Consider the following 23,795-nt stretch of genomic DNA (forward strand, 5'->3'; position numbering starts at 1 on the left):
AATGCGAATGGGTGGAATGCTGGAAAATCAAGTGGCAATCATTACAGGCTCAGGCCGGGGAGTGGGGCGAGAGGTCGCCCTGATGATGGCAGAGCACGATGCGAAAGTGGTGGTCTCCGATCGCGACGAGGGACCGGCTAATGAAGTAGCAGCAGCGATTCGGGAAAGAGGAGGTGAGGCAATCGTCTTTTGCGGAGATGTGACCGCTTCCGATTTTGCAAAAGGAATCATGGATGAGACGATCTCGGAATTCGGCAGGCTGGATATTTTGGTGAACAATGCAGGCTACACGTCTGATGCTCTCATCCACAAAATGACGGATGAACAGTTTCAGTCCATGCTGGACATTCATCTGATCGCCCCGTTCAGGCTGATCCGGGAAGCGACTCCCTACATGCGGGATGCGGCCAAGAAAGAGATCGAGCAAGGAATGGTCCACCACCGGAAAATCGTGAACGTATCGTCAGTGGCGGGGATCAGCGGAAATGTCGGGCAGGCCAACTATTCGTCTGCAAAAGCAGGGCTGGTCGGTCTGACCAAGACGGTCGCCAAGGAATGGGCCGGCTTTCACATCAACTCCAACGCCGTTGCGTTTGGATTCATTGACACGCGGCTCACGCAACCCAAAGAGCTGGGGGAGACGGTGGATGGCGTAGCAGTGGGCATTCCGGAAAAAGTGAGGAACATGTTCATTGAGAAAATACCGCAAAAGCGTGCAGGGGACCCCAAAGAGGCGGCAGCAGGGATTTTCTATCTCGCGTCTCCCCTCTCTAATTACGTAAACGGGCAAGTCCTGCATATCAACGGCGGGACCTATACCTAATGAAGGAGGAAGAGAATGGTAGAGTCAAAGATTGGGATCAAAACGAAAACGACGACCTTTACCATAGAGCTGGGGAAAATCAAGGAATTTGCCCGAGCACTGGGAGATCCGCATCCAGGCTACGAGAATGGCGATTGTTTGCCACCGACGTTTGCGACCGTGATCGACTTTTGGAGCGGAGACACGTCGCTCGCATCTATGCTGGAGCTCAACATGGCGAGAGTTTTGCACGGCGGTCAGGAATACGAGTATAGGGGGAAAATCTTGCCGGGCGATGTCATCACGACTGAAGGGGAAGTCGAGAATGCCTACAGTAAGGCAGGCATGAACTTCTTTGTCGTGAAAAAGACGTATCGGAACCAGAAGGGCGAGATTGTATTGCTGAGTCGTTCGACGATCATTGAGCGGCATGGAAAGGAGGAGCAAACTTGAGAGTTGGATATGAGCTGCCACTTGTAGAAAAAGGGGAAATCACGCATACGCAATTGGTGCGTTACGCTGGGGCGTCCGGCGACTTCAATCCCATTCACACCGTGGTGCCGTTCGCGGAAAAAGTAGGATTGGGAGGTGTCATCGCACACGGAATGATGATCATGGGGTTCATCGGGCAAGCGATTGGCACGTGGTTTCATCCGGACCAGCTGCTGCACTTTTCCGTACGCTTCCAGGCCATGACGAGACCGGGGGAGAGAATCACCGTTCGGGGAGAAGTCGTAGGGGAGACCGGCGACACCTGGAAGTGCCAAGCCACAGCAGTCAATGAAGCGGGGGAGAAGAAGGTCAGCGCGTCGTTTGAAGTTCAAAAAGCATAGGAATCATCATCTTGGAAAAACGCCGGTACGGTTACGCCCATCCGGCGTTTGCACTCATGTGAAAAACCTGACAGGGAGAGGTTCTTTCATGATTTTGACGACCGGATTGATGAGAAATGCCAAGGTCATGCCAGAGAAAGAAGCGATCGTGGACGGGGAACATCGTTTTACGTATGCCGAATTTGCAGCACGCGTAGCCAAGCTAAAAGATGCCCTGGCCCAGGCTGGCATTCAAAAAGGTGACCGCATCGCTGCACTTATGCTGAACGATTTTCGCTATATAGAGCTGCTGTTTGGGGTAACAGCATTGGGGGCGATCCTGGTGCCGCTGAACTACCGATTAGCGCCAGATGAGCTCGCCTATATTCTCACCGATTCCGGAGCCAAAGCCCTCTTTGTCCATCGCGATTTTTTGAAAGCGCTTCCTTTCTTGAGGGAGAATGCGCTTTCCCTGAATCACTATGTGCTTGTTGATGATGATGAGACCCATGAGCAATTGGATTCGTATGAAGCTTGGATTTCAAAGGCAAAAGAACAACCGTTGAGTTATTCTCCGGACGTGCACGAGGATGATGTGGCTGGACTGTTTTATACCGGCGGCACGACTGGTCGGCCCAAAGGGGTCATGCTGACGCATCGAAACTTGGTCAGCAACTTCTACCATACAGGGGTGCTGACTGGAGTGAGCAGTCATTCCCGTTATTTGCACGTGGCGCCGATGTTTCATCTCGCAGACGGTACCAGTATGGTCAGCATCACGATTGTGGGAGGGACTCACTGTGTAGTCCGGTCGTTCACAGCGAAGGCATTCATGCAGGCTATCGATCAGTACAAAGTGACGTCGACCTTATTGGTGCCTACGATGCTGAACATGGTCATGAACGACCCGGATTTCAAAAAATACAACGTCAGCTCACTGGAGCGTGTCACATATGGTGCAGCTCCGATGCCGCTTGCGCTCTTGAAACGCGTGATGCGGGAATTCCCGGGGATTCAGCTCATGCAAGGCTACGGAATGACCGAGGCCTCTCCTTCGCTGACCCAATTGACGGCAGAATACCATGTCCTCACAGGAGAGGAAAAGCAGGAGCGAAGACTGCTTTCAGCGGGCAAGCCTGTATTGGGAGTAGAAGTGCGTGTCGTCGATGAAGAGGGAAGAGATGTCCCCGTTGGCCAGGTGGGGGAAGTGATCGCCCGGGGGGAAAACATCATGAAAGGCTACTGGAATCTTCCTGAAGAGACGTGTGCTGTCTTGAAAAACGGCTGGTACCATACGGGGGATATGGGGGCATTTGATGACGAGCATTTTCTCTATATCGTGGACCGGAAGAAGGACATGATCATCAGCGGCGGCGAAAACATTTATTCTCCCGAGGTGGAGAACGTCTTGTACCAGCACCCGGATGTCGTGGAGGTGGCGGTGGTTGGGGAGCCGGATCCCAAATGGGGAGAGGCAGTCGTCGCCGAGGTAGTGAAGGCAGCAGGAAGTACGCTCACAGAGCAAGAGCTGATCGATTTTACCCGTGGCATGCTTGCGAATTATAAAGTGCCGAAGCGAATTACCTTCGTCGCTGAGCTGCCAAAAAGCGGAGCTGGGAAAATATTGAAGCGCAATATTCGGGATCGCTACTGGAGGGGCATGACAAGGGATGTAAATTGATCGGATCAAAAAGGGAGCGGCAGCCTGGACCTTGTGGATAAGGTTCTGACTGCCGCTCCATTCATGACATGGCCATGGTGCTTCTACGACCAAAAGCTGATCACGGTTCCCCCGACCGCACCGGCAATCACGACGACCCACGGTGGCGCCTTCCAAAAAACGAGCAAGATGAACAAAAGGGAGGCAGGGACAAAATCAATCGAGGTATGGATGGTACTGGTCCAGATAGGAGCATACAAAGCAGCTAACAAGATGCCAACCACAGCGGCATTTACCCCCACGAGCGCACCTTGAATGCTTGGGTTCGTGCGAAGCGCAGCCCAAAACGGCAAGGTACCCAAGACCAGTAAGAAGGCTGGAAGAAAAATACCGATCGTGGCGATGGCGGCTCCGTACCATCCATCCATGACCGCTCCCAAATAAGCGGCAAAGGTAAACAATGGCCCGGGAACGGCTTGGGCTGCACCATAACCTGCCAGAAAATCTTCTTTTGGCAACCACCCAGCTGGAACGACTTCTCTCTCTAGAAGTGGCAGGACGACATGCCCACCGCCAAATACCAAAGAGCCTGCTCTGTAAAAGCTGTCAAACATGGCGAGCCCATGAAAGGATGCCACATTTCGGAGCAGGGGTAGACCGATTAAAAGGGCAAAAAACAAAAGCAGACTGACCACCGCAACAGACCGGCGAACCGGGACGCGAAGTTCAGGCAAATCAGCGGGTTGAGGATGCGGGTAAAGGAAATAACCGATGACACCAGCAGCGAGGATGATCCATACCTGGCTCCATGCCGTCTGCCAGAGTAGCGTGATCGCTGCTGCCGCGATGGCGATGGTTACCCGTTTTCGGTCAGGGGTCAGTTTTTGCCCCATTCCCAACACAGCTTGCGCGACGATCGCTACTGCCACAAGCTTTAAACCATGGATCCAGCCAGCGTCTCCCAGATCCAGTCCCTTCAGTAAAAAAGCAAACAGAACCAAAGCGAGGACCGAAGGAAGGGTGAAGCCCAACCAAGCCACCAATCCTCCCAAGAGCCCTGCCCGCATGATTCCGATCCCGATTCCCACTTGACTGCTTGCAGGACCCGGCAGGAATTGACAGAGCGCCACCAGGTCAGCATAGCTTCGTTCATCCATCCATTTTCTGCGGCGAATATATTCCTCGTGAAAATAGCCGAGATGGGCCATGGGGCCGCCAAACGAAGTGAGCCCTAGCTTCAAGGAGACTTGTAGGACTTCCCATAGCGAGTGGGAAAGTCCAGCTTTCCTCTCTTGGCTTTCTTTGCTTGCTGAAGCAGACACCTGGGTGTACCTCCTTATTTATTTGAACGAGTTCGCGATACTTTCACTAGCTTTATATCATCGATCTATTTTTTCGACCGATTACATAGAACACCCTCGATTATATAATGCTGGATCCGCTTTTGTGAGTAACGCGTTATGAAATTTACAAAGAATTTACTGCTTCTGGGGGTAAGGACGAGCTCCATTCATTTCCATACCAAACATCAGGAAGAAGTGATTCCTTCTACGGGTCGTTCCAGCATGAAATCAACGGTGCTGCCTCTCAGCTCCACGTACCCGTGTGAGAAGCTGAGTTTCCGATTTGCTTTTTTATTCACCAGCTCTCTGATTTGCGAGACTTCTTGAGCAGTTGGGGTCAACGAGGTAACCACTTGATAAAAGGTCTGCAAATGTTTGGGGGCGCTGATTTGAGCCGATACGAAGACTCGCACCGTTTGATCTTCCAATTGTATGGAGCCGGATAATGCTTCGTCCTTGGCAAAAAGAAGACGCTTGTCCTTGTAGTCAAATTCAAAATCAGACGAGAGCAAAGCTTGTTGGAAGGAGTAGGGTGTACTTTGCAAAAGTGCCTCCATCTCATCATTGCCTCCAAACAGCAGCGTCCCAATCAATAGTGCCTTTCCACTGAAGAGACTGGCGAAATGAAATTTTCTTACTTTCCTACGAGCTTTCTTAAAAAGGGCGATCACGGCGTATACAATCAAGGCCACTGCAAGTATAATCAGCGCACATGATGTCGCATTCCAATGAAACCAAAACATGGAGTACCTCTCCCAGCATCTCATTTCTCAATTCACAAAACATACGTTCCCTAATTGTACTACAAGAGGATGAGAGGAGATATAAGGAATTTTCCGAAGCAAACGCAGCGAAAATTGCCTGCTTTTTGCTAGATACAAAGAACTAAGGATTTGGTCTTTAGGTGGCTGATTTGCAAGAAAATTTAGTAAATGGTTCCCGTGAAATATCTAGCTGAAACCTTTATGATCGATGGTAGATACTTCCAGAATAGGCGAGAGCATACGAATTCGACATTTGTGGAAAGGAGGACCATTTTCATCCGCCTCGCAATCTATCGATTACAAGTGGAGGTGATCGTGCAATGACGAAGAATCGCTGGCTTCGCTGCCTGTCGTCCTTGGTACTGCTTTGTACGCTGACTGCGGCAGGAGGCGCCGATCTCGGTTTGGCCAAAGATAAGAAGAACAACCATGCCGTCCAGACAGGCATCGAACGGTTGCTTGAAAATCCTCAAATTTTAAAAGGGAAAAAGGTGGGGCTTATCACCAACCCGACTGGGGTAACCGTAGACCTGACACATGATGTGGACGCACTTCTCGAAAAAAACATCAATCTGGTGGCGGTGTACGGTCCTGAGCACGGCATTCGGGGAACGGAGCAGGCGGGATCGGCCCCTGGGACCTACGAAGATCCGAAAACGGGGCTGCCGTTTTATAACCTGTACGGAAAAACGCCGCAGGAAATCGCCCCGATATTCAGTGATGTGGATGTCATCCTGTTCGATATTCAGGATGTCGGTTCGCGCTTTTACACGTACATTTCCACGATGGCATACGCGATGAAAGCAGCAGCTCTGCAGGACAAGCCATTCATCGTGCTGGATAGGCCCAATCCCATCGGCGGGGTAAAGGTGGAGGGACCGGTGCTCGACCCCGATTACCAGTCGTTCGTGGGCATCTATCCGATCCCTGTGCGCCACGGCATGACGGTGGGTGAGCTGGCGGTTTTGTTCAATGAGCAATTCCTTGAGAAAGAGTTGGGGAAAAAAGCGAATCTCGAAATCGTCCAGATGAAAGGCTGGAAACGGGACATGCAGTATGACGAGACAGGACTCCCATGGGTGCTGCCATCGCCAAACATGCCTACTCCTGAAACCGCCCTGGTGTACCCCGGCAACTGCCTGTTTGAAGGAACCAATCTTTCTGAGGGACGTGGAACCACCCGTCCGTTTGAACTGATCGGCGCCCCCTACATAAAAGGGTGGGAGATTGCGGATCGAATGAATCGTCTGGATTTGCCTGGCGTGTCCTTCCGGGAAGCGTATTTCAATCCCACCTTTTCCAAGCATGCTGGGATAAACGTCGGCGGCCTGCAGCTGTACGTGACCGATCGGGACGGGTATGACCCGATACGCACGGCTCTCACCATCATGGTGGAATTGAAAAAACAGTACCCGAATGATTTTGCCTGGCGCAGCGACAACTGGATCGACAAGCTGATGGGAACGGACAAGATCCGAAAAGCCATCGACAAAGGGGCATCCGTGGACGAGATCATCGCAGATTGGCAAGGTGGGTTGAAGGCATTCCAGCAGCTGCGCAAGTCGTATCTGCTCTACCGCTAGGAGTGATATCCATTGAAAAAACGAACTGCCATTATCGGTCTCTGTGTCAGTGTGGCTTGGGGAACCATGGTTTTTCCAGCTTATGCTGAAAAGCGTGGGGATGGGGAAGCGCCTTCCATCGAAAAGAAGGAGAAAAAGACCAAGCCAGTCAAACGTCCCTTGTCCCATCCATGGGACGAGCCCGGGCATTCCAGCGGTAAGCTCCATCCGGGGAAGCCAGCTGCAGCGGGTATGCAAGCCGCGCCGCTGGAGGAGATCGATTCGCTGATCGAGGCGTCGATTGACCAGGGCGTGATGCCCGGCGCCGTCGTACTCGTTGCACGCCGTGGGGTGATCGTAAAAGAACAGGCGTACGGCTACTCGGCGCAATTTGCCGATGATGAAAAGACGCCGTTGGATCGGCCCATTCGCATGGAAACGGACACCATTTTCGATATGGCCTCGGTAAGCAAGCTGTTTACCTCCACGGCCGTCATGCAGCTGTACGAAAAAGAGCGGTTCGACTTGGACGATCCGGTCGCCGAATACCTTCCTGATTTCGCGGAAAACGGCAAGGAAAAGGTCACCATCCGGCAGCTGCTGACGCATACTTCCGGTTTTGAGCCGTTTATACCGCTCTATCAAATGGGAGCCAGTAGGGAAGAACGGTTGCAGATCGTTTTGCGTCATCCTCTCGTCAACCGCTCGGGGAGCAAATACGTTTACAGCGATTTGAACCTGATCACGCTGGGTGCTTTAGTGGAGAAGCTGACAGGCCAACGCTTGGATGAATACGTCCGCGAGCACATCACGGAGCCGCTTGACATGTCCGATACCATGTACAATCCCGGGGAACGCTTGAAAAAACGGATCGCGGCTACCGAATACCAGCCATGGACAAACAGAGGGTTGGTCTGGGGCGACGTGCACGACGAGAATGCCTGGTCGCTGGACGGAGTGGCGGGGCACGCTGGAGTGTTCAGCTCTGCCCGCGACTTGGCAGTCTTTGCCCAGATGATGCTGAACGGCGGAAAATACGGCGGGAAACGGATTCTGTCCAAGGAATCGATCGAGCTGATGACGGAAAACCAGATCCCTCAGTTCCCGGGAGATGATCATGGTCTCGGCTGGGAGCTGTACCAGGGCTGGTACATGGATGCCTTGAGCGACAGCAAAACGATGGGGCATACCGGATATACCGGTACATCGATCGTCGTCAGTCCGAATAATGAAACCATTTGCATCGTCCTCACCAATCGCGTGCACCCGACGCGCAATACCGTATCCACCAATCCTGTTCGGAGGGGAGTCGCTCGTCAGGCGGCACTGGCGATCCCGGTCGATATTCCTTGGAAGGACGGCGCATGGTTTGCGGGAGTCGGCGATGAACGGCAAAACACCCTAACCGCCGAGGTAGACCTTGCGGAAGGTGGGGAAATCGCATTCGATACCTGGTTCCGAATTGAAAACGAGTCGGATTACGGCTATGTGGAAGCATCCGTGGATGGAGAGAACTGGACGGAGGTCGGCCCCGCCGCAACGGGAGAAAGCGACTGGAAAAAGGTGACGTGGGAGCTTCCATCGGGGATCAAGCAAATCCGTTTTCGCTATGCCACGGACAAGACGGTGAACGGCCGAGGTTGGTTTGTCCATGATCCGGAAGTAAAGGATGAAGCGGGCCATGAGGTGGATGTCGAATGGATGTCGGATGGATGGTCGCAAGAGGGCAACTAAACCCCCGATGAGAGGGGACAATTATCAAATAAAGGAGAGGAAGCCATGAGAGTTGGGAGAAAGAAAGTCAGCGTCGTCCTATTCGTACTTGCTTTGCTGCTCAGCCAGTCCTTTTTTTCGCAGGGCGTCTTGAAAACAGATGCACAAGAACAGACAGAGGTGGTCGATTTGATCATCAGCCTGAACACTCCCGAAGCTGAATTGGGCGTGACAGGCGACACCCTCCAGCTGCAAGCGCTCCATGTATACCGGGACGGTCATTTTGAAAAAGCCTCCAAAGGCTTGACATGGAAAACATCCAACAAGAATGTGGCTTCGGTCGATGAACAGGGCACCGTGCAGTTTGCCAATCATCCCGGCAGAACCTTCATCTCCGTTACCGACGGCACGTTCGAGGACCGAATCGCTTTCGATTACAAAGACAGAGGGGAACAGAAGGTAACGGTATCCAAGCAAAAAGGGGAGCGCTACCAAATCATCGACAAAGCGATCTCTGGCATGACTTTGGAAGAAAAAGTGGGGCAGATGATGATGCCCGATTTCCGCAAATGGAACGGCAAGGACGTCACGAGCATGCTCCCGGAAATCGAGGCTCTCGTCAAGAAATACAAAGTAGGCGGAGTGATTTTGTTCCGGGAAAACGTGGTGAACACAGAGCAGACGATTCGCCTGGTCCATGATTATCAGCTGGCGGCTCAAAAATACGGCCTCATGGTTACGATTGACCAGGAGGGCGGGATCGTCACTCGATTGCAGCAGGGAACAGACATGCCGGGCAACATGGCGCTGGGCGCTACGCGTTCGGAGGAGCTGGCATTCAAGGTAGGAGACGTCATCGGCAGAGAACTGGCTGCCCTTGGGATCAACACCAACTTTGCTCCTGACATGGATGTGAACAATAATCCGGACAACCCGGTTATCGGCGTCAGGTCGTTTGGGGGAGATCCTCAGCTGGTCAGCGACTTGGGAGTCGCCTACATCAAAGGGCTGCAGCAAAACGGGATCGCTGCCACCGCCAAGCACTTTCCCGGCCACGGTGATACAGCGGTCGATTCTCATCTGGGATTGCCGGAAGTCCCCCACGACAAAGACCGTCTCTCAAAAGTAGAGCTCTATCCTTTCCAAAAAGCGATGGAGGCGGGCGTGGACGCGATCATGACCGCACACGTCACCTTCCCGAAAATCGATGACACCAAAGTGATTTCGAAAAAAGACGGCACAGAGATTGCGCTGCCTGCCACGCTGTCACAAAAGGTCATCACAGGCTTGATCCGCGACGAACTCGGCTTCGATGGGGTGGTATCGACTGATGCCATGAATATGCAGGCGATCGCCGATCATTTCGGTCCGGTCGATGCGGCGATTCGAGCCGTGAAGGCAGGCGTCGATATCGTGCTGATGCCGATCGGATTGGAGGAAGTGACTACGGGTGTCCTGCAAGCCGTGAAAAATGGAGAGATCAGTGAAGAGAGGATTGAACAATCCGTCAAACGCATCCTGACGCTGAAGGTGAAGCGGGGGATCTTTAAAGCGGAAAATCCGGAGGGAGTAGACGGGCAAATCGAGCGAGGGAAGTCAGTCATCGGCTCAGCAGAGAACAAGCAGGTGGAAGCCGAAGCAGCTGCCCGTTCCGTTACTATGGTCAAAAACAGCGGCGTGCTGCCGCTGAAACTCGAGGAAGACAAAAAAATTGTGGTGATTGGGACTACCTATGTCGACAACCTGGCAGGTGCCGTGAAAAAACACCATGCCAATACATCGACCATCCAAATTGCCACCGAGGCACTCAGTGACGAGCAAAGGAAGCAGGTAGAAGAGGCTGACGCCGTGATCATTGGTTCCTATACATTCGATGTCAAAGGCAGATCGCCCGAGAATGCACTGATGAGCATTTACAACCAACTGATCCAAAACAACGACAAGCCCGTGATCGGTGTCGGCATCCGCAATCCGTATGACATCATGGCTTATCCGGAAGTGGATGCTTATCTCGCTCAGTATGGTTTTCGAAATGCCAGCTTTTCTGCAACGGCAGACATCCTGTTTGGCAAAAGCAAACCAACCGGAAAGCTGCCAGTCACCATTCCGGACGGCAAGGGAGGAGCCCTCTACGAATATGGCTATGGTTTGTCGTACGAACCATAAGCATCTGATTTGAAATGGGATATGGCGTTTTGAAGCGATGAAGATCCGGACGAGTGGGCCGGATCTTCTTTTTTTATTTATTCAAGATCAGCTGTTCATATAGAGTTCATAAAGCAGTTGTACATTTTTCCTGTTACGAATGGGGGCCACGCTCTCTTAGAAGTTAGGGTAAACGGGGGGATCCGATTGTATCGAGTAAGGAAAGAGGTTGACCTGCCATTTGAGAAACTATCCAATTTTAGGGACATCGGTGGTCTGAAAACGGAAGATGGCCGGAATATGAAAACGGGAATGTTATATCGTTCTGATGATATATCCCGGATAACTGAACATGATCTAGAACGACTGATTGAATACAAAATAAAAGTCATCTGCGATCTCCGTACGCCTAACGAGCACCAATCCAAACACTCTCACATCCTGTCGCACGGACAATTTCGTGTTTTCAATATTCCCCTTCATCTGCAGGAAACGGGAGCAAGTAAACGCCAATGGTTCAACTTCTTCTTTGGGAAATCAGGTGATGAACATTTCAAAAAGTTCAGCAGAGCCTATTATCATCACATGGCAGTTGAAAGCACTTTCCAGATAAAAGAAATCATTACCCTAGTCTCCCGTGAAGAAAATCTCCCTGCATTGATTCACTGTACGGCGGGCAAAGACCGAACGGGATATATTTCTGCGGTGATCCAGCTGCTCGCCGGAGTCCCCTATGAAAGCGTCGTTCAGGATTACCTCTTGACGAATGAGTACTACAAATCACGTTTGGAGTCAGTCATCAAGATGATGAGATGGATGACTTTATTTCAGGTTACTCCCGAGCGGATGAAGCTCATTTTGATGGCGAATCGGGAATATCTGGATGAAGTGTATCGTGGCCTTATGGAAACGTACGGTTCCATTGAATTGTACCTGAACAAGGCTTGCGGGATCGAGCTTTGCACACTGCGAAAGTGTAAAGAACTGCTTCTTGAATAGCGGGAAGAATGATGACCGTGCACAAAACCTGTGGGAGGAAAAAGAATTGAAGAAATGGTTGCTGCGATTCGTACTTTACCTATCGATCTTCCTCATATTTGTTGGGGGAATTGGAGTATGGGGAGCTGTTCATTCACGTGCCGATTGGCTATCTGTACGAGACACACCGGCACCTTCTTTATCGGGTGTAAATACCCCTACCTATCATCCGAACAAGCCGACAGTGGCGGTCGTATTGGGAAATCCAATGACGGAGGTGTTTGATTTTGTAGTCCCTTATGAAATGTTCGCCATGACAGATGCTTATAATGTGTATGCAGTGGCACCTGACAACAAAGTTACAGCATTAACCGGAGGCCTGGATCTAGTCCCGCACTATTCATTCAAAGAAATGGATCGGTTGCTGGGAAAGAGTCCCGACCTTATCGTGATTCCGTACATGCCAATGGACGATCAAGAGAAGTATCGCCCAGTCCGAGAGTGGATCCAAAAGCATGCGAAAACCAAGATCCTGAGCATTTGTTCGGGATCAAGAAATCTTGCCGACGCGGGATTACTAGAAGGGAAAACTTCAACTATTCATTGGCGAATCGTGAACCAGGTGAAAAAGGCATATCCAGCTACCAACTGGATCAGAGATCAACGGTTTGTTCAAGATGGAAACATTACATCATCTGCTGGACTCACATCAGGAATCGATGCTGTTCTCCATGTCATTTCGCAGCAAGTAGGCGAAACTATGGCCATGAAAGTAGCGAAGGAAATGAACTACCCTTCTTATCACTTTGTCAATAATCCGAAGGTAGTTCCTTATGATATCGATCAGACAGAAGCGATTTATTACGTAAATCTAGCGTTTCAATTCATGAAGGAAAAGGTAGGTGTGCTTCTGTATGACGGGATGGAGGAAAGTGCGCTGACCTCGGTATTTGACACCTATGCCCCTCTAGGGACGACGAAGCTGTTTACCATTTCGAACGGCGATGGAATCATCGTGACCAAGCATCACCTGAACCTGATTGCCCGATACCAGGTCAACCATGCTCCAACCATAGAGCGATTGCTTGTTACAGGAACGCAGCCACCCGCGCTGTCGAAGGAGCTGGGGAATGGGGTGGAACCAACGTACATTCATCGTGACAGACCCGACAGATTTGCATTCGATGCAACACTTGAAGATTTAGCTCAGCAAGAAGATGTTCTGACTGCTAAATGGGCGGCCAAACGACTGGAATATCGTGCCGATCATGTAAAGTTCGAAGGCAAGCCGGTTCCCCTGGAAGCGATCCTCACGTTGTCCCTCATTGGCATCGTCGGCTTGCTAACAGCCTTTCTTCTTGATAGGCGGTTCGTCTCCAAAAGGGTACAGAAATAAGGAAATGGGCAATGAAGCATAATTGGCGTGGTTCATATTGCGTTCACAGTGGCGATTTATAGTAGGGATACAGCAAGATCGCAACGACGTGAAATAACGAAAAGGAGTGGAATGGAAATGGTGAAAACGGCGGTAGGAGCGCTGCTTTATATTGCGGTCGTAATTGGGGGATTTACCATCTATGATAATTACGTTGCAGAAGATCAACTAGTGGTTGCAGGAGAGATGCACTCTGAGGACGGAAATCATGGCGTATCGAATGAAGGAAGCCACGGAAATGGGACGGAAGAGCATGGGGAAGGAGATCATGGCACCGGAAATCAAGGGCATGGAGCTGCAAGCAGCGATGTGAACACGTATGTTCAGCCAGAGCAAGATGGCATCAAGATCTTCGTAAAGGATAAACTGGGCAATCCCGTTGGCGATCTTGAAGTGAATCATGAAAAGCTGCTTCATTTCATCGTAGTGGATGAACATCTGCAGAAGTATTACCACGTCCATCCGGAACAGATTGGCAAGGGCGAATTTAAAATCGGCAATATTCTGCCTGACGGCTTTTATAAAGCATTTATTGACATCAAGCCAAAGCAGCTAGCTTATCAGGTGGTTCCGGTTCCATTTGTTGTCGGAAATCCGGGCGAATCTGCTGACCACGGTGGACTTGTGCCAGACAGCAAGCTGATACAAACAGTGGAGGGTGAAACCGTAAAGCTGGACATGAGTTCTTTTCAGGCAAACAAACCTGTTACGCTGACATTTGAACTGGATCGGTCGAATCTGACTCCGTATTTGGGTGCGATGGGGCATGTCGTCATTCTCGATGAAAAAGCGCAAAACTTTCTGCATGTTCACCCTTCCGATCATGATGAACCGGTATTTGAAACACAGTTTTCGAAGCCTGGTCTGTATAAAATATGGGCCGAGTTCAAGCAAAATGGGAAGGTCAGGGCGTTTCCATTTGTCGTCGAAATCACGGAAGACTGAGAACCTAACTTTGGTTAGGTTCTTTCTTTGTTCTTTTTCCTCAGGCGAGCAAACAACTGGATGGAATGCTACTTTTAAGAATAGACTGTATTTTCTGTTTGTTATATAATGTTATAAGATGTACTAATGATTTTGTTGGGGGAATGGCGATGAGACTGATTGCGATTGGCGATAATGTTGTGGATTACTACAAAGACCGCGGCGAAATCTTTCCAGGAGGCAATGCGTTGAATGTGGCGGTGCTGGGCAAGCGCTATCAAGCTGCCGTTTCCTCCTATATCGGCATCATTGGTAATGATCGCGCCGCAGAGCATGTGAAACAAACCTTGCTTTTGGAGAACATCGATATTTCAAGGCTAAGGCAAGCCTTTGGCCCCAATGGAGAGGCGGTCGTTTCTCTCAATGCAGAGGGGGATCGCGTGTTTGTGGGTTCGAACGCTGGCGGGGTGCAGGCGTACATGGGGCTTCGGCTGAACCAGCAGGATAAGGAATACATCGCTTCGCACGATCTGATGCACACAAGCATATACAGCAACCTGGAACATGAGCTTCCCGGGTTGCACAAGAAGATTCCCATCTCGTTTGATTTTTCGACTCGTTGGACGGACTCTTATTTGCAGCGGGTATGCCCCTACATCGAATATGGGTTTTTCTCGGGAAGTGATCTGACGGAAGACGAGTGTCACCAATTGATCCATCGCGTGCATTCCTTGGGAACGAAAGTTGTCGGCGTAACCCGAGGCGCCGAGGGAGCGATTTTCTCTGAAGAAGGAAGGCTGTATCGGCAGCATATAACGGAGACGGTGGTCGTGGACACGCTTGGCGCAGGCGATTCTTTCATCGCGATGTTTTTAATGCAGTATCACCAGAAGCATGATATGGAAGATGCGCTGCGGCAAGCGTCTGTCGCAGCAGCCAAGACGTGCGGCCACTACGGCGCTTTCGGCTACGGCGTCCCCAAAGTCGGTTAATCAAGATTCTCAGGCAATACCAAAAGAAAGAAGCTAGATGCGGAATCTAGCTTCTTTTATCCTTTTATGCCGCCGCTCGTGAGACCTCTGACAAAGTATTTTTGCATGAACAGAAAGAGGAGGATGATGGGAAGGGCGGAGATGGTCAGACCTGCCAGCAGAACGCCCCAATCCGTTTGCAGCATGTCCCGGAAAGCCATTAATCCAGAGGGGATGGTTTTTAGCTTGTTGTCGTCGATGAAGATGATCGAGAACAGAAATTCGTTCCAGGAAAAGTATGCGGTGAGTAGGGTGGAAGTGAGCAGGATGGGTGTGCTGAGCGGCAGAAAGACCCGCGTGAAGACGCCGAAGCTGCTGCATCCGTCGAGGTAAGCCGCCTCCTCGATTTCTTTTGGGATGGTCAAGAAGTGAGCGCGGATCAGCAGGATCGTAAAGGGAAGACGGTACGCCACATAGGGGATGATCAAGGCCCAGTACGTATTGAATAATCCTAGGGCTTGGATGAGTTTGTAGAGCGGGATCAAGCTGACCTGCGGCGACAGCATCAGTCCGCCAAGAATCATAATCAGGATAAGATTCTTGCCCCGAAACTGGAACTGAGTGAGACCGTATGCCCCCAGAGCGCTTAGAAAAACAGTGAGAAAGCAGGTGACAGAGGTGACGATGACACTGTTCAGAAAGTAGTCCGAGATTCCCTGCTCCCAGGCTGTCACGTAATTCTCGAACAGCCACTGTGTCGGAAACTTCCAGCTGTCGCTGAAGATTTCGGAAGAATCCTTGAGAGAATTCATGACCATCCAAAAGAGCGGGTAGGCGATGGCGACAAAGTACAGAAGCAAGACGAGCAACAGGGTGTAGGTGCCAATCGGAGGAGCACTCTTTTTCTTTGCCAGGGGAAGGAGGGGAGCAGCACTTTGCTCTGAAATCGTTTCCATATTTTTCTCCATTGCTGTTACTCCTCTCCTGTTTTGGATAGTTTCATTTGGATGAGCGAAATAACGAGGGTAATGGCCAAAATGACGTTCGCAATGGTGGAGGCGTACCCCATCTGGTCATTGATGAAAGCGGATTGGTAGAGGTAGGTTCCCAGTACCTCGGAAGCATGGCCGGGACCGCCGCCCGTGAGAATGTAGACCTCGTTGAAAACCGTAAACGCGCCAGCCAATGTGATGGTGGAGGTAACAAACGTCATCTCCCTCACCTGTGGGACCGTGACATGGAAAAACATTTGTATTTTGCTGGCGCCGTCAATTTCGGCTGCCTCATACAGCTCTTGTGGGATTTTCTGGATCGCCACGATGAACAGCATCATAATATAGCCGACGCTCTGCCATTGGGATACGGCGATCGCTGCGAAAATGGCCGTCGCGGAATCACCTACCCACGCCCTTGTCCAGCTCTCAAGCCCAATGGCTGACAAAAATCCGTTTAGCAGGCCGACCTGCGGATGATAAATAAAGTCGAACAAGAGAGCGATCACCGTGATGGAAATGATTACAGGCATAAAGAAAACGGTGCGAAAGACCGGGGAGATTTTTCGGAAGACTTTATCTTCGAGAACGGCTGCCAAGACGAGCCCGCCGAATACTTGAAAGATCATGGAGATGACGGCGTAATAGATGTTGTTTGCTAAAGCCTTGTAAAAGATCGGGTCGTGAAACAGCTGTACGTACTGTGCCAGTCCGACGAACGTCTTGTCCGGGGAGAAGGAGCTCCACTCGAACAGACTGTACTCGATGTTTTGAACGATCGGAAAGTAGATGAAGATGAGGATCATGAGAAAGCATGGAAGAACATACAAGTATCCGGTATATTTGCGCTGGAGCATATCGTCCCCCCCTTTGTGTATGAAGAGACAGTGAAGCCGCTCGGACTCCACTGCCATCCTCTTGCTCGTCACAGGCATTACTTGGCCTGTTCCCGCACTAGCTGGGCTGCCTTTCGCACGTCTTGCATGACATCTTCAGGTGTTTTTTCACCATTGAACATCTGTTGGGTACCCGCCAGGTAAGCGTCGACGATCTTGATGTCCAGGTCGGTATCCAGCCACAAGGCTAATCCTTCCGCACTGGTGACACGCTTCACCGCCTCAATCCCTAGCGGGGTAGCGGTATTCTCGTTGACTGCGCCTTGGACCGCGCTGTACTTGCCGACATCTTTCACGAATTTTTCGGCTTGAGCTTTCGAAGTCAAATACTTCAGGAACTTGACTGCTTCATCGGGGTGCTTGGTAGTCGAGGATACCATGAAGCCTTCAGGTGCTCCGGTCAAATAGTTTGGATTCCCTTTGCCGCCCTCGATAGCCGGAAAGTCGAGGAAGCCCCACTGGAACTTGGTCTTTGGCTCAACTAGACGGACTTCCGCTGTTTCGGCATAGAGGATTGCGGCTTTTTGATCGATGAACATCTGTCTGGCAAACTCGTGGTCCAGTCCATTGACATCTTTGTTGAAGTAGGGGACGAGCTCCTGCAATTTTTTCAGTGCTTCCACATAGCCCGGGTCTTCAAATGTTCCGGTCGAGCGGTTGTAATCTTTTTCTCGTGTGCCCTCGTCCACCATGCGCTGATTCAGTGTCCCGATATAGTGGGAGGATGCCCACGGTGCTTTGTTGCCAAAAGTGATGGGGGTGTATCCGTTATCTTTGATCGCTTGCAGGACGGCGATGAACTCCGACCATGTCTTCGGTACTTGCAGATTCAGCTTGGAGAAAATCTCTTTATTGTAGAAAAACGTCTTACCGTCGATCGTAAGCGGTACGCCATACAGCTTGTTATCCAGGCTGAATGGCACGAGCTGTGATGCCATCAGCTGTTCAGACCATGCTTTGTCCTGCTGGGCATAGTTTGTCAAATCCAGAGCCTTTCCGCCGCGAACGAATTTGTAAGCATATTCGCCGCTCCAGGAAAAATAGATGTCGGGGGGGTTATTCGTTCCTAGCAGGACGCTGATTTTTTCTTTGTAGGCGTCGTTGAGCACTGCTTCGGTTTCGATGTGGATGTTTGGATTTTCCTTTTCAAAATCCTTGACCACTTGCTCAAAGTAAGTTTTGTCTGGGTCTCTGGGCCAGCGATGGAACAGGCGAAGTGTGATCTGCTCACCCGTGGGCGAAACCGAATTTCCTCCAGGGTTTGCAGAAGCTTGCTGTTTGGATGAATCAGCAGTGGAACATCCTGTTGCGAGAGAAAGAACGAGCAGTAAACTAGTCGCGAATCTGGACATCCTCATCATGACATTGCCCCCCTTTTATCTTGCAAGAAAACCTATATCATAATATAACATCATATTATGATATAAAATTAGGAATTGTCAAACAATTCTTGTTTGGCTGTTTAGTAGGGGACCTTCCACATGTAACGTCTTGTTGAGAGTGGGTGATTGCGGGCATCAGCAAGTTCGTTGGCAAACTGGCGCAGGACGTAGTTCAAGACAAGGGGAGCGATGTAGCCTTTCAGCTCGTCATCCATTCCGGACAAATCAAATTCTTTGGCATCGAGAACGATAAGCTTTTCGCCGTATTGTCGGCTGAAATGCAAGGCGCGTTCTTCCAATGGGCGCGTTTCATCCAGCCCAAGCAATTGGATGATCGGCACGTACTTGTCGAGAATTTCAAAGGGACCATGGAAATATTCACCTGCGTGGATGGCGTGGGAGTGGATCCATTGCATTTCCATCAGGATGCAGATCGCAAAGGAGTAAGCTACTCCGAAGTTGGCTCCGCTCGCCATGGTGTAGATGATTTTCTCGTCCTTGTAGGTTGCTGCGAATTCTTTCGCCTTGTCTGCAAATTGGATTTTCGCCCGATCGTAGGCGGTTTGCAAGTTTTGCAAAGACTGAATAAAGCGGTGGAATTTTGCATTTTCTTCTTTTACGTAAAGGAGGCCCGTCACCAGCTGATACATGATGGAGTAGTTGGTTTCAAAGGCGGGTGCCTCTGGACCATAGCTGTAAGTGATGATGTGTTCCGACTCTTCGGCCAAGGGTGAGGCCGGCTCATGGGTCAAGGAAACGGTGAGGGCGCCTTTACTGCGTGCAAACTTTGCCGCTTCGGCCGTCTCCGGTGTGTTGCCGGAATGAGAGCAAAGGATGACCAGGGACTTCGAACCGAGCGTGGCTGGGTTGCGGTGAATGAACTCATTGGAACTGTAAAGGTCCGAGGCAATGGTTTTGGCTTCGCGGTCCAGCCAATATTTACTTGGGTACATCAATGCGGAGGAGCCGCCGCATGCGACGAGAAATACATTTTCGATCGGGCGGGAACTGATGGCATCCAAAGCCTGCTGAACTTGTGGGTGTAACATGAAAAGACCTCCTCAAATGGATGTATTGGTTATATAACAATATATAACATCTTATCAAATTGCATTCAACTGATTTTTCTAAAAATTACACTTTTCATCCAAGCAACAAAAAAACACTGGGTTCTTCGTCCAGTGTCAGTTGCTGCGGTTTTGTCCGGTATTGATGGTAAATGTGACGCGATCCGTGGGGATAAGGGAACTGGAGGAATGAAAGGGGGTGCCCTGTTCATCGTAGGCAACCTTGTCGATTTGGTAGAGGGGGCTACCGATGGAGCAGCGCAGCAGTTGTGCTTCCTCCTGCGTGGCCATGATGACGTTCAATGTCTTCAGATTGGAAGCTGGTTGGATATCATAGTATTTTTTCAGGACCTGATAGGTAGAAATCGATTCGGCAATATGCTTTTCCAGATCAGGAAATCGGGTCAATGGATAATAAACGGTTTCCCATACCAGCGGGGTATCATTCACGTAATGGAGCCGCTTCAGCTGAAGGGTGGAAGTCCCGGGTGGAATCTGCAGGGGAGCAGCGATCGCTTCGTCCACTTCGAGGATGGTGGTAGAAATGATCCTTGGCTGGGGCATTTTGCCGGTCTGCGTAAGAAATTCAGAAAAGCCGTTGACTGCTATCAGCTCGCGTTTCAGCTTGCTTGCCGTAACGAAGGTCCCTTTTCCTTGCTGGCGCTGCAAGATTCCGGCCTCGACCAGCTCAGTGATCGCCCTGCGTGTCGTGATTCGGCTCACACCGTACATCTCGCACAGCTCACCTTCAGGAGGGAGCTGCTGACCTACTTTGTATACACCCCGATTCACATCTTCCTTTAGGACTTCCATCAGCTGGATGTATAGCGGCTTGAGGCTAGCGTTATTTAATTTCATCGATTTCGCCTCCGTGAAACAAAATTTTAAATCGTCTTATGATAATATATCATATTTCATTTATTCAAGCATTTTGCTATCAAGCATCCTGTATACCGCGTGCGAGAGGAAGATAATCAAATTGCAAACAGAATTAGTAAAAATGGTATTAGACTGATCTCAATAATCGAATCAGCGGTAGCCTTGGACGAGAAAACCAGCTAATGTTTGTCAAGCTTTTCAGTGTAGACATTGTTTTAAACACTGGTATACTGTTTTTTGAGCATAACGAATAATCCTTCAGGGGAGTGAAGGATTGTGGATAATTATGGTATTAGATTTGGTAGGGTTCGTCTTTATTAAGGATGGAGTAGATGTGATGAAGTAGCTTGTTGGCGCAAGCAATCACAACCACCTTGTAGGACTTGCCCTCTTTTCTTTTTTTATCGTAATATTGCTTTATTCTGCTATTTATTCCGCGCCTTAGTCCACATTGAACTGCTAAATATAGCGCTCTTCGAAGTCTTTTGGATCCTCGTTTCGTTATCCGGTTACTAGTCGCTGTATACTTACCCGAACTATATACACCAGGATCAAGGCCGGCGTAAGCAACAAGCTGTTTAGGACTCGTAAATTGACGGGCATCTCCGATCTCGGCTATGATCGTTGCTGCAAGTTTGTCACCTATTCCTGGAATGGTCTTCAGTAGTTCCACTTCCGGTAAAGTCGCCGATATCTCCTCGATGTGTTTTTCCAGCCTACTTAATTGGTTTTTGAAACTCAAGTAAGAGGGATACCATTCCTGCCAGGGCTATGCTTTGCGAAATACTCCTTTTTTTGTTAGACCATTCAAAAAAGGCTTGTCTCAACTGATCTGCCTTCTCCCTGACCCAACCTTTCGAATGAGATTTCCCGGCTTGTCCCTGAATGATAGTTTCTATCTCTTCAGTCCCATCGCTCAGACAACACTGCAGCACCTTAAGCGCCGTAGTGGAAAAAAGGTTGCTAAATACATGTTCAAACGCTGGAAATACCTGATCCAATAGGGCTCTCGCGTTTAGCTTTGCCTGAACATACATCGAGGTTATATACTCATGTTGTCTCGTCACATGCTGCAACTCGGTATGCAACTCATCCCATGTACGATGTGGCGTAACATCACCACGATAATACATGTCGGCTAAGTGCCATGCATCTGCCGCGTCTGTTTTTACTTTTCGAAGTTGCGTGCTCCTCGCTCGTTTAGATTGAAGAGGATTAATCACAAAATGCTTGTACTCCCTACTCGTAAGATAGGCGACCACCCCTCGATGGTAATGGCCGGTAGCTTCCAAAATAACGACTGGTTCCGTTCCTGAAAGTACTTTCAATTCATCAAGTAATTCTCCTAGTCGTTCAAAACCTCTATCCACGTGCGATATACTCTCCAACTTCCCATACGGTTCGTTTTTCTTACAAAAGCCTGAACGACGCTGGATCCTTTTGATACATCTAATCCTACGACTGGCTCCATAACACTCTCCCTCATTCAAAAAATTGCCGGCACTCCCACGATGGTTCCAAACCCATAGCTTCGCTTGTGATGCGAGATCCCTGTCTCAACCAGCTCAAACATGGTCATTGGGGGTAGTGGGAGAACTGTTTTCACGACGGGGTTGATCCTCAATAAAGTCCACGTTCTCCCGGCTACCGCCATCTTATAGCGCCCAAGAAAAAAGGCCAACAAGAAATCACTGGTTGACCTGATAATACGAAATAAAGTCCTAGACTTCCGCTGTTTTTATTCAGTTCATTTGATGAGGAGTATAAATAAATTTTCTTTCCTGCTCCCAGGGCAATTCCTTCCCTTTCCCTGCTGAGATCATGACAATTATTACAGCTGCAGCCAAAACTCCCGAAACTTCTTCTTGGCCAATTTTACAGAGTTTTGTGATGGTGCCCAACCCTGCAGCTGGAATCTGACCAACCATTTAAAATGCTAGACATTACGCATCAAACCTGCATATTCCCATTTTCTATTTTAATTATTACGATTCAATTTTTATTTATACATTGAACGGATATTTTTAAGGTGTAGTTATTATAGCCACGCATTGCCAACTCATCAAGCATAGTATCTTCATAAAAAAAATCTCCGAGATTATAACCCTTACACCTTACATCTGCAACAAGCTGTTGATAACTTTTATATGCACTTCGGAATCCACCCTTATGATAAATGACTGCGTAAGTCCCTGCAGGCTTAATAGCAATATGAGGGATGTCAATTTTATTAAAAATTCTTGTATAGATTCGAGCATAGCCATAAACTTCGGGACCGGGTATATTATCAGTTTTCACTATACCGCTTACCGGGTAAGGACTAAATATTCCAAAGCTATGACAATAATTTAAGTGTTCAATAAACGCAGTAGTTATCTCGCCGATTTCAGGATTACCAAGATATTCAGAAAAAATATAATACTCTTCAGGTAGAGTAACATATAAAACAGAGTCTTCAGAAGCATTCATGGATTCAAGTACGATTTCAGATTTAGTAGCAAGATACTTCTTAAGGTAAGAGAGTCTTTCAATTTTTATTTGAGCTTCTTTTTGTTTTGTTTCAAGTAGCTCGAGTAGGTTCTGAGGATTTCTATTTTCAAGAAATGTTTTTATATCGTTAAGAGGCATATCCATTTCTTTTAAAACAGAAATTCCAGTAAAAACTTCGAGTTGCTCGTAAGAATAAAATCGATAGCCGCTATCGGCAACTATTTCAGGAGAAAAAAGTCCGATTTTATCATAGTAAAACAGAGTCTGTTTATTAACGTTGCATAACTTAGCAAACTCTCCTGCTGTAAAATAATGAAGTCTGCCGTTTTTTTTCATAGTATCACCTTTATAAATTAATTTTTTTAGAAAAAGATTGACTATATAGTTACTATATAGTTTAGCATTATTTTAAGCATGATAGATTATCTAATGAATTACGAAAGGGTGCTATATATGGAATCATATCAAATTGTATGTGAAGAATTAAAAAAAATGGATATCTCATTTGATATAGTTGAACACCCTCCAGCATTGACAACAGAGGAAGCGGATCGCTACATCGAGGGCAAAGAAGGTGTTCGTACAAAAACATTGTTTTTAACCAACCGAAAAAAAAGTGCATATTATTTAGTCATATTAGATGATACAAAGCGTCTGGACATGAAGAAACTTGGTGAACTCATCAGTGAAAAGGGGATGCAATTCGGGTCGGCAGAAAATTTAATGGAAAAAATGTCACTGCCTCCGGGAGTTGTATCATTGTTCGGGCTGTTAAACAATTCAGAGCATGATATTAAAGTGTGCCTTGATAAAGAGATGCTATCTGAAAATTTTGTAAGTTTTCATCCGAATGATAATTCAAAGACTATTTTTATTTCGACTGATGATATGTATAGATTTATTACTTTATTAGGTTATGAATATTCAATAATTGATTTATAAGGTAGGTAGATAGCATTGACAATAAAAAGGAATATTAT

22 protein-coding genes are annotated in these 23,795 nt (G+C 48.9%); 12 read left to right on the plus strand and 10 right to left on the minus strand.

Annotated features, from left to right (window positions below; translation table 11 throughout):
- Positions 1–7 precede the first annotated feature (7 nt).
- The 4 genes from JNE38_RS13490 to JNE38_RS13505 all read left to right on the plus strand — a co-directional run bounded on the left by JNE38_RS13490 (position 8) and on the right by JNE38_RS13505 (position 3,295).
- Complete coding sequence (locus JNE38_RS13490; protein ID WP_203357011.1) at positions 8–823, plus strand: SDR family NAD(P)-dependent oxidoreductase; 816 nt, start codon at positions 8–10, stop codon at positions 821–823.
- Positions 824–838: 15 nt separating this feature from the next.
- Positions 839–1,255, plus strand: a complete 417-nt coding sequence (locus tag JNE38_RS13495; protein ID WP_203357012.1) for an FAS1-like dehydratase domain-containing protein — start codon at positions 839–841, stop codon at positions 1,253–1,255.
- Positions 1,252–1,635, plus strand: coding sequence for a MaoC/PaaZ C-terminal domain-containing protein (locus JNE38_RS13500; protein WP_203357013.1), 384 nt, complete (start codon positions 1,252–1,254; stop codon positions 1,633–1,635). Before JNE38_RS13495 ends, JNE38_RS13500 begins: the two co-directional genes overlap by 4 nt.
- A gap of 88 nt (positions 1,636–1,723) precedes the next feature.
- On the plus strand, positions 1,724–3,295 hold the full coding sequence (locus JNE38_RS13505; RefSeq protein ID WP_203357014.1) for a long-chain-fatty-acid--CoA ligase: 1,572 nt from the start codon (positions 1,724–1,726) through the stop codon (positions 3,293–3,295).
- Positions 3,296–3,378: 83 nt separating this feature from the next.
- Here JNE38_RS13505 and JNE38_RS13510 read toward each other — a convergent pair whose 3' ends face one another.
- Entirely contained in the window at positions 3,379–4,596 is a 1,218-nt protein-coding gene (locus JNE38_RS13510; RefSeq protein WP_203357015.1) for a chromate transporter, read from the minus strand.
- A gap of 206 nt (positions 4,597–4,802) precedes the next feature.
- Positions 4,803–5,360 carry a hypothetical protein gene (locus JNE38_RS13515; RefSeq protein WP_203357016.1) on the minus strand — a complete coding sequence of 186 codons (558 nt, stop codon included), beginning with the start codon at positions 5,358–5,360 and terminating at the stop codon, positions 4,803–4,805.
- A gap of 341 nt (positions 5,361–5,701) precedes the next feature.
- Here JNE38_RS13515 and JNE38_RS13520 point away from each other — a divergent pair, with 341 nt between their 5' ends.
- The 7 genes from JNE38_RS13520 to JNE38_RS13550 all read left to right on the plus strand — a co-directional run bounded on the left by JNE38_RS13520 (position 5,702) and on the right by JNE38_RS13550 (position 15,130).
- The gene (locus tag JNE38_RS13520) at positions 5,702–6,964 is read left to right on the plus strand and encodes an exo-beta-N-acetylmuramidase NamZ family protein (protein WP_203357017.1); all 1,263 of its coding nucleotides are present in this window, start codon (positions 5,702–5,704) and stop codon (positions 6,962–6,964) included.
- A 66-nt stretch (positions 6,965–7,030) separates the two neighbouring features.
- Positions 7,031–8,677 carry a serine hydrolase domain-containing protein gene (locus tag JNE38_RS13525; RefSeq protein WP_203357548.1) on the plus strand — a complete coding sequence of 549 codons (1,647 nt, stop codon included), beginning with the start codon at positions 7,031–7,033 and terminating at the stop codon, positions 8,675–8,677.
- Positions 8,678–8,722: 45 nt separating this feature from the next.
- Complete coding sequence (locus JNE38_RS13530; protein WP_203357018.1) at positions 8,723–10,822, plus strand: glycoside hydrolase family 3 protein; 2,100 nt, start codon at positions 8,723–8,725, stop codon at positions 10,820–10,822.
- Between the two features lie 186 nt (positions 10,823–11,008).
- The gene (locus JNE38_RS13535) at positions 11,009–11,800 is read left to right on the plus strand and encodes a tyrosine-protein phosphatase (protein ID WP_203357019.1); all 792 of its coding nucleotides are present in this window, start codon (positions 11,009–11,011) and stop codon (positions 11,798–11,800) included.
- A 46-nt stretch (positions 11,801–11,846) separates the two neighbouring features.
- Positions 11,847–13,175 (plus strand): DJ-1/PfpI family protein, encoded by a 1,329-nt coding sequence (locus JNE38_RS13540; RefSeq protein ID WP_203357020.1) that lies wholly within the window; start codon positions 11,847–11,849, stop codon positions 13,173–13,175.
- Positions 13,176–13,292: 117 nt separating this feature from the next.
- Positions 13,293–14,159 carry a hypothetical protein gene (locus tag JNE38_RS13545; RefSeq protein WP_203357021.1) on the plus strand — a complete coding sequence of 289 codons (867 nt, stop codon included), beginning with the start codon at positions 13,293–13,295 and terminating at the stop codon, positions 14,157–14,159.
- A 143-nt stretch (positions 14,160–14,302) separates the two neighbouring features.
- On the plus strand, positions 14,303–15,130 hold the full coding sequence (locus JNE38_RS13550) for a PfkB family carbohydrate kinase (RefSeq protein WP_203357022.1): 828 nt from the start codon (positions 14,303–14,305) through the stop codon (positions 15,128–15,130).
- 56 nt (positions 15,131–15,186) lie between these two features.
- Here JNE38_RS13550 and JNE38_RS13555 read toward each other — a convergent pair whose 3' ends face one another.
- The 8 genes from JNE38_RS13555 to JNE38_RS13585 all read right to left on the minus strand — a co-directional run bounded on the left by JNE38_RS13555 (position 15,187) and on the right by JNE38_RS13585 (position 23,151).
- The gene (locus JNE38_RS13555) at positions 15,187–16,077 is read right to left on the minus strand and encodes a carbohydrate ABC transporter permease (RefSeq protein ID WP_238933644.1); all 891 of its coding nucleotides are present in this window, start codon (positions 16,075–16,077) and stop codon (positions 15,187–15,189) included.
- A gap of 5 nt (positions 16,078–16,082) precedes the next feature.
- On the minus strand, positions 16,083–16,958 hold the full coding sequence (locus tag JNE38_RS13560) for a carbohydrate ABC transporter permease (RefSeq protein ID WP_203357023.1): 876 nt from the start codon (positions 16,956–16,958) through the stop codon (positions 16,083–16,085).
- Between the two features lie 77 nt (positions 16,959–17,035).
- On the minus strand, positions 17,036–18,358 hold the full coding sequence (locus JNE38_RS13565; protein ID WP_238933645.1) for an ABC transporter substrate-binding protein: 1,323 nt from the start codon (positions 18,356–18,358) through the stop codon (positions 17,036–17,038).
- Between the two features lie 101 nt (positions 18,359–18,459).
- Positions 18,460–19,428, minus strand: coding sequence for an SIS domain-containing protein (locus JNE38_RS13570; RefSeq protein WP_203357024.1), 969 nt, complete (start codon positions 19,426–19,428; stop codon positions 18,460–18,462).
- Between the two features lie 135 nt (positions 19,429–19,563).
- On the minus strand, positions 19,564–20,304 hold the full coding sequence (locus JNE38_RS13575) for a GntR family transcriptional regulator (RefSeq protein WP_203357025.1): 741 nt from the start codon (positions 20,302–20,304) through the stop codon (positions 19,564–19,566).
- A 313-nt stretch (positions 20,305–20,617) separates the two neighbouring features.
- Positions 20,618–21,067: an IS110 family RNA-guided transposase gene (locus JNE38_RS30640; protein WP_238933646.1), complete on the minus strand. Its 450-nt coding sequence runs from the start codon at positions 21,065–21,067 to the stop codon at positions 20,618–20,620.
- The gene (locus JNE38_RS30645; RefSeq protein WP_238933647.1) at positions 21,042–21,695 is read right to left on the minus strand and encodes an IS110 family transposase; all 654 of its coding nucleotides are present in this window, start codon (positions 21,693–21,695) and stop codon (positions 21,042–21,044) included. The genes JNE38_RS30640 and JNE38_RS30645 overlap by 26 nt, the downstream gene beginning before the upstream one ends.
- Before the next feature lie 622 nt (positions 21,696–22,317).
- Positions 22,318–23,151: a MerR family transcriptional regulator gene (locus tag JNE38_RS13585; protein ID WP_203357026.1), complete on the minus strand. Its 834-nt coding sequence runs from the start codon at positions 23,149–23,151 to the stop codon at positions 22,318–22,320.
- 117 nt (positions 23,152–23,268) lie between these two features.
- Between JNE38_RS13585 and JNE38_RS13590 the strand changes: the two genes are divergently transcribed.
- A complete protein-coding gene (locus tag JNE38_RS13590) occupies positions 23,269–23,757 on the plus strand; it encodes a prolyl-tRNA synthetase associated domain-containing protein (protein WP_203357027.1) in 489 nt (162 codons plus the stop codon).
- The last annotated feature ends 38 nt before the right edge of the window (positions 23,758–23,795 follow it).

Source organism: Brevibacillus choshinensis (assembly GCF_016811915.1).
Taxonomy (GTDB): Bacteria; Bacillota; Bacilli; order Brevibacillales; family Brevibacillaceae; genus Brevibacillus; species Brevibacillus choshinensis_A.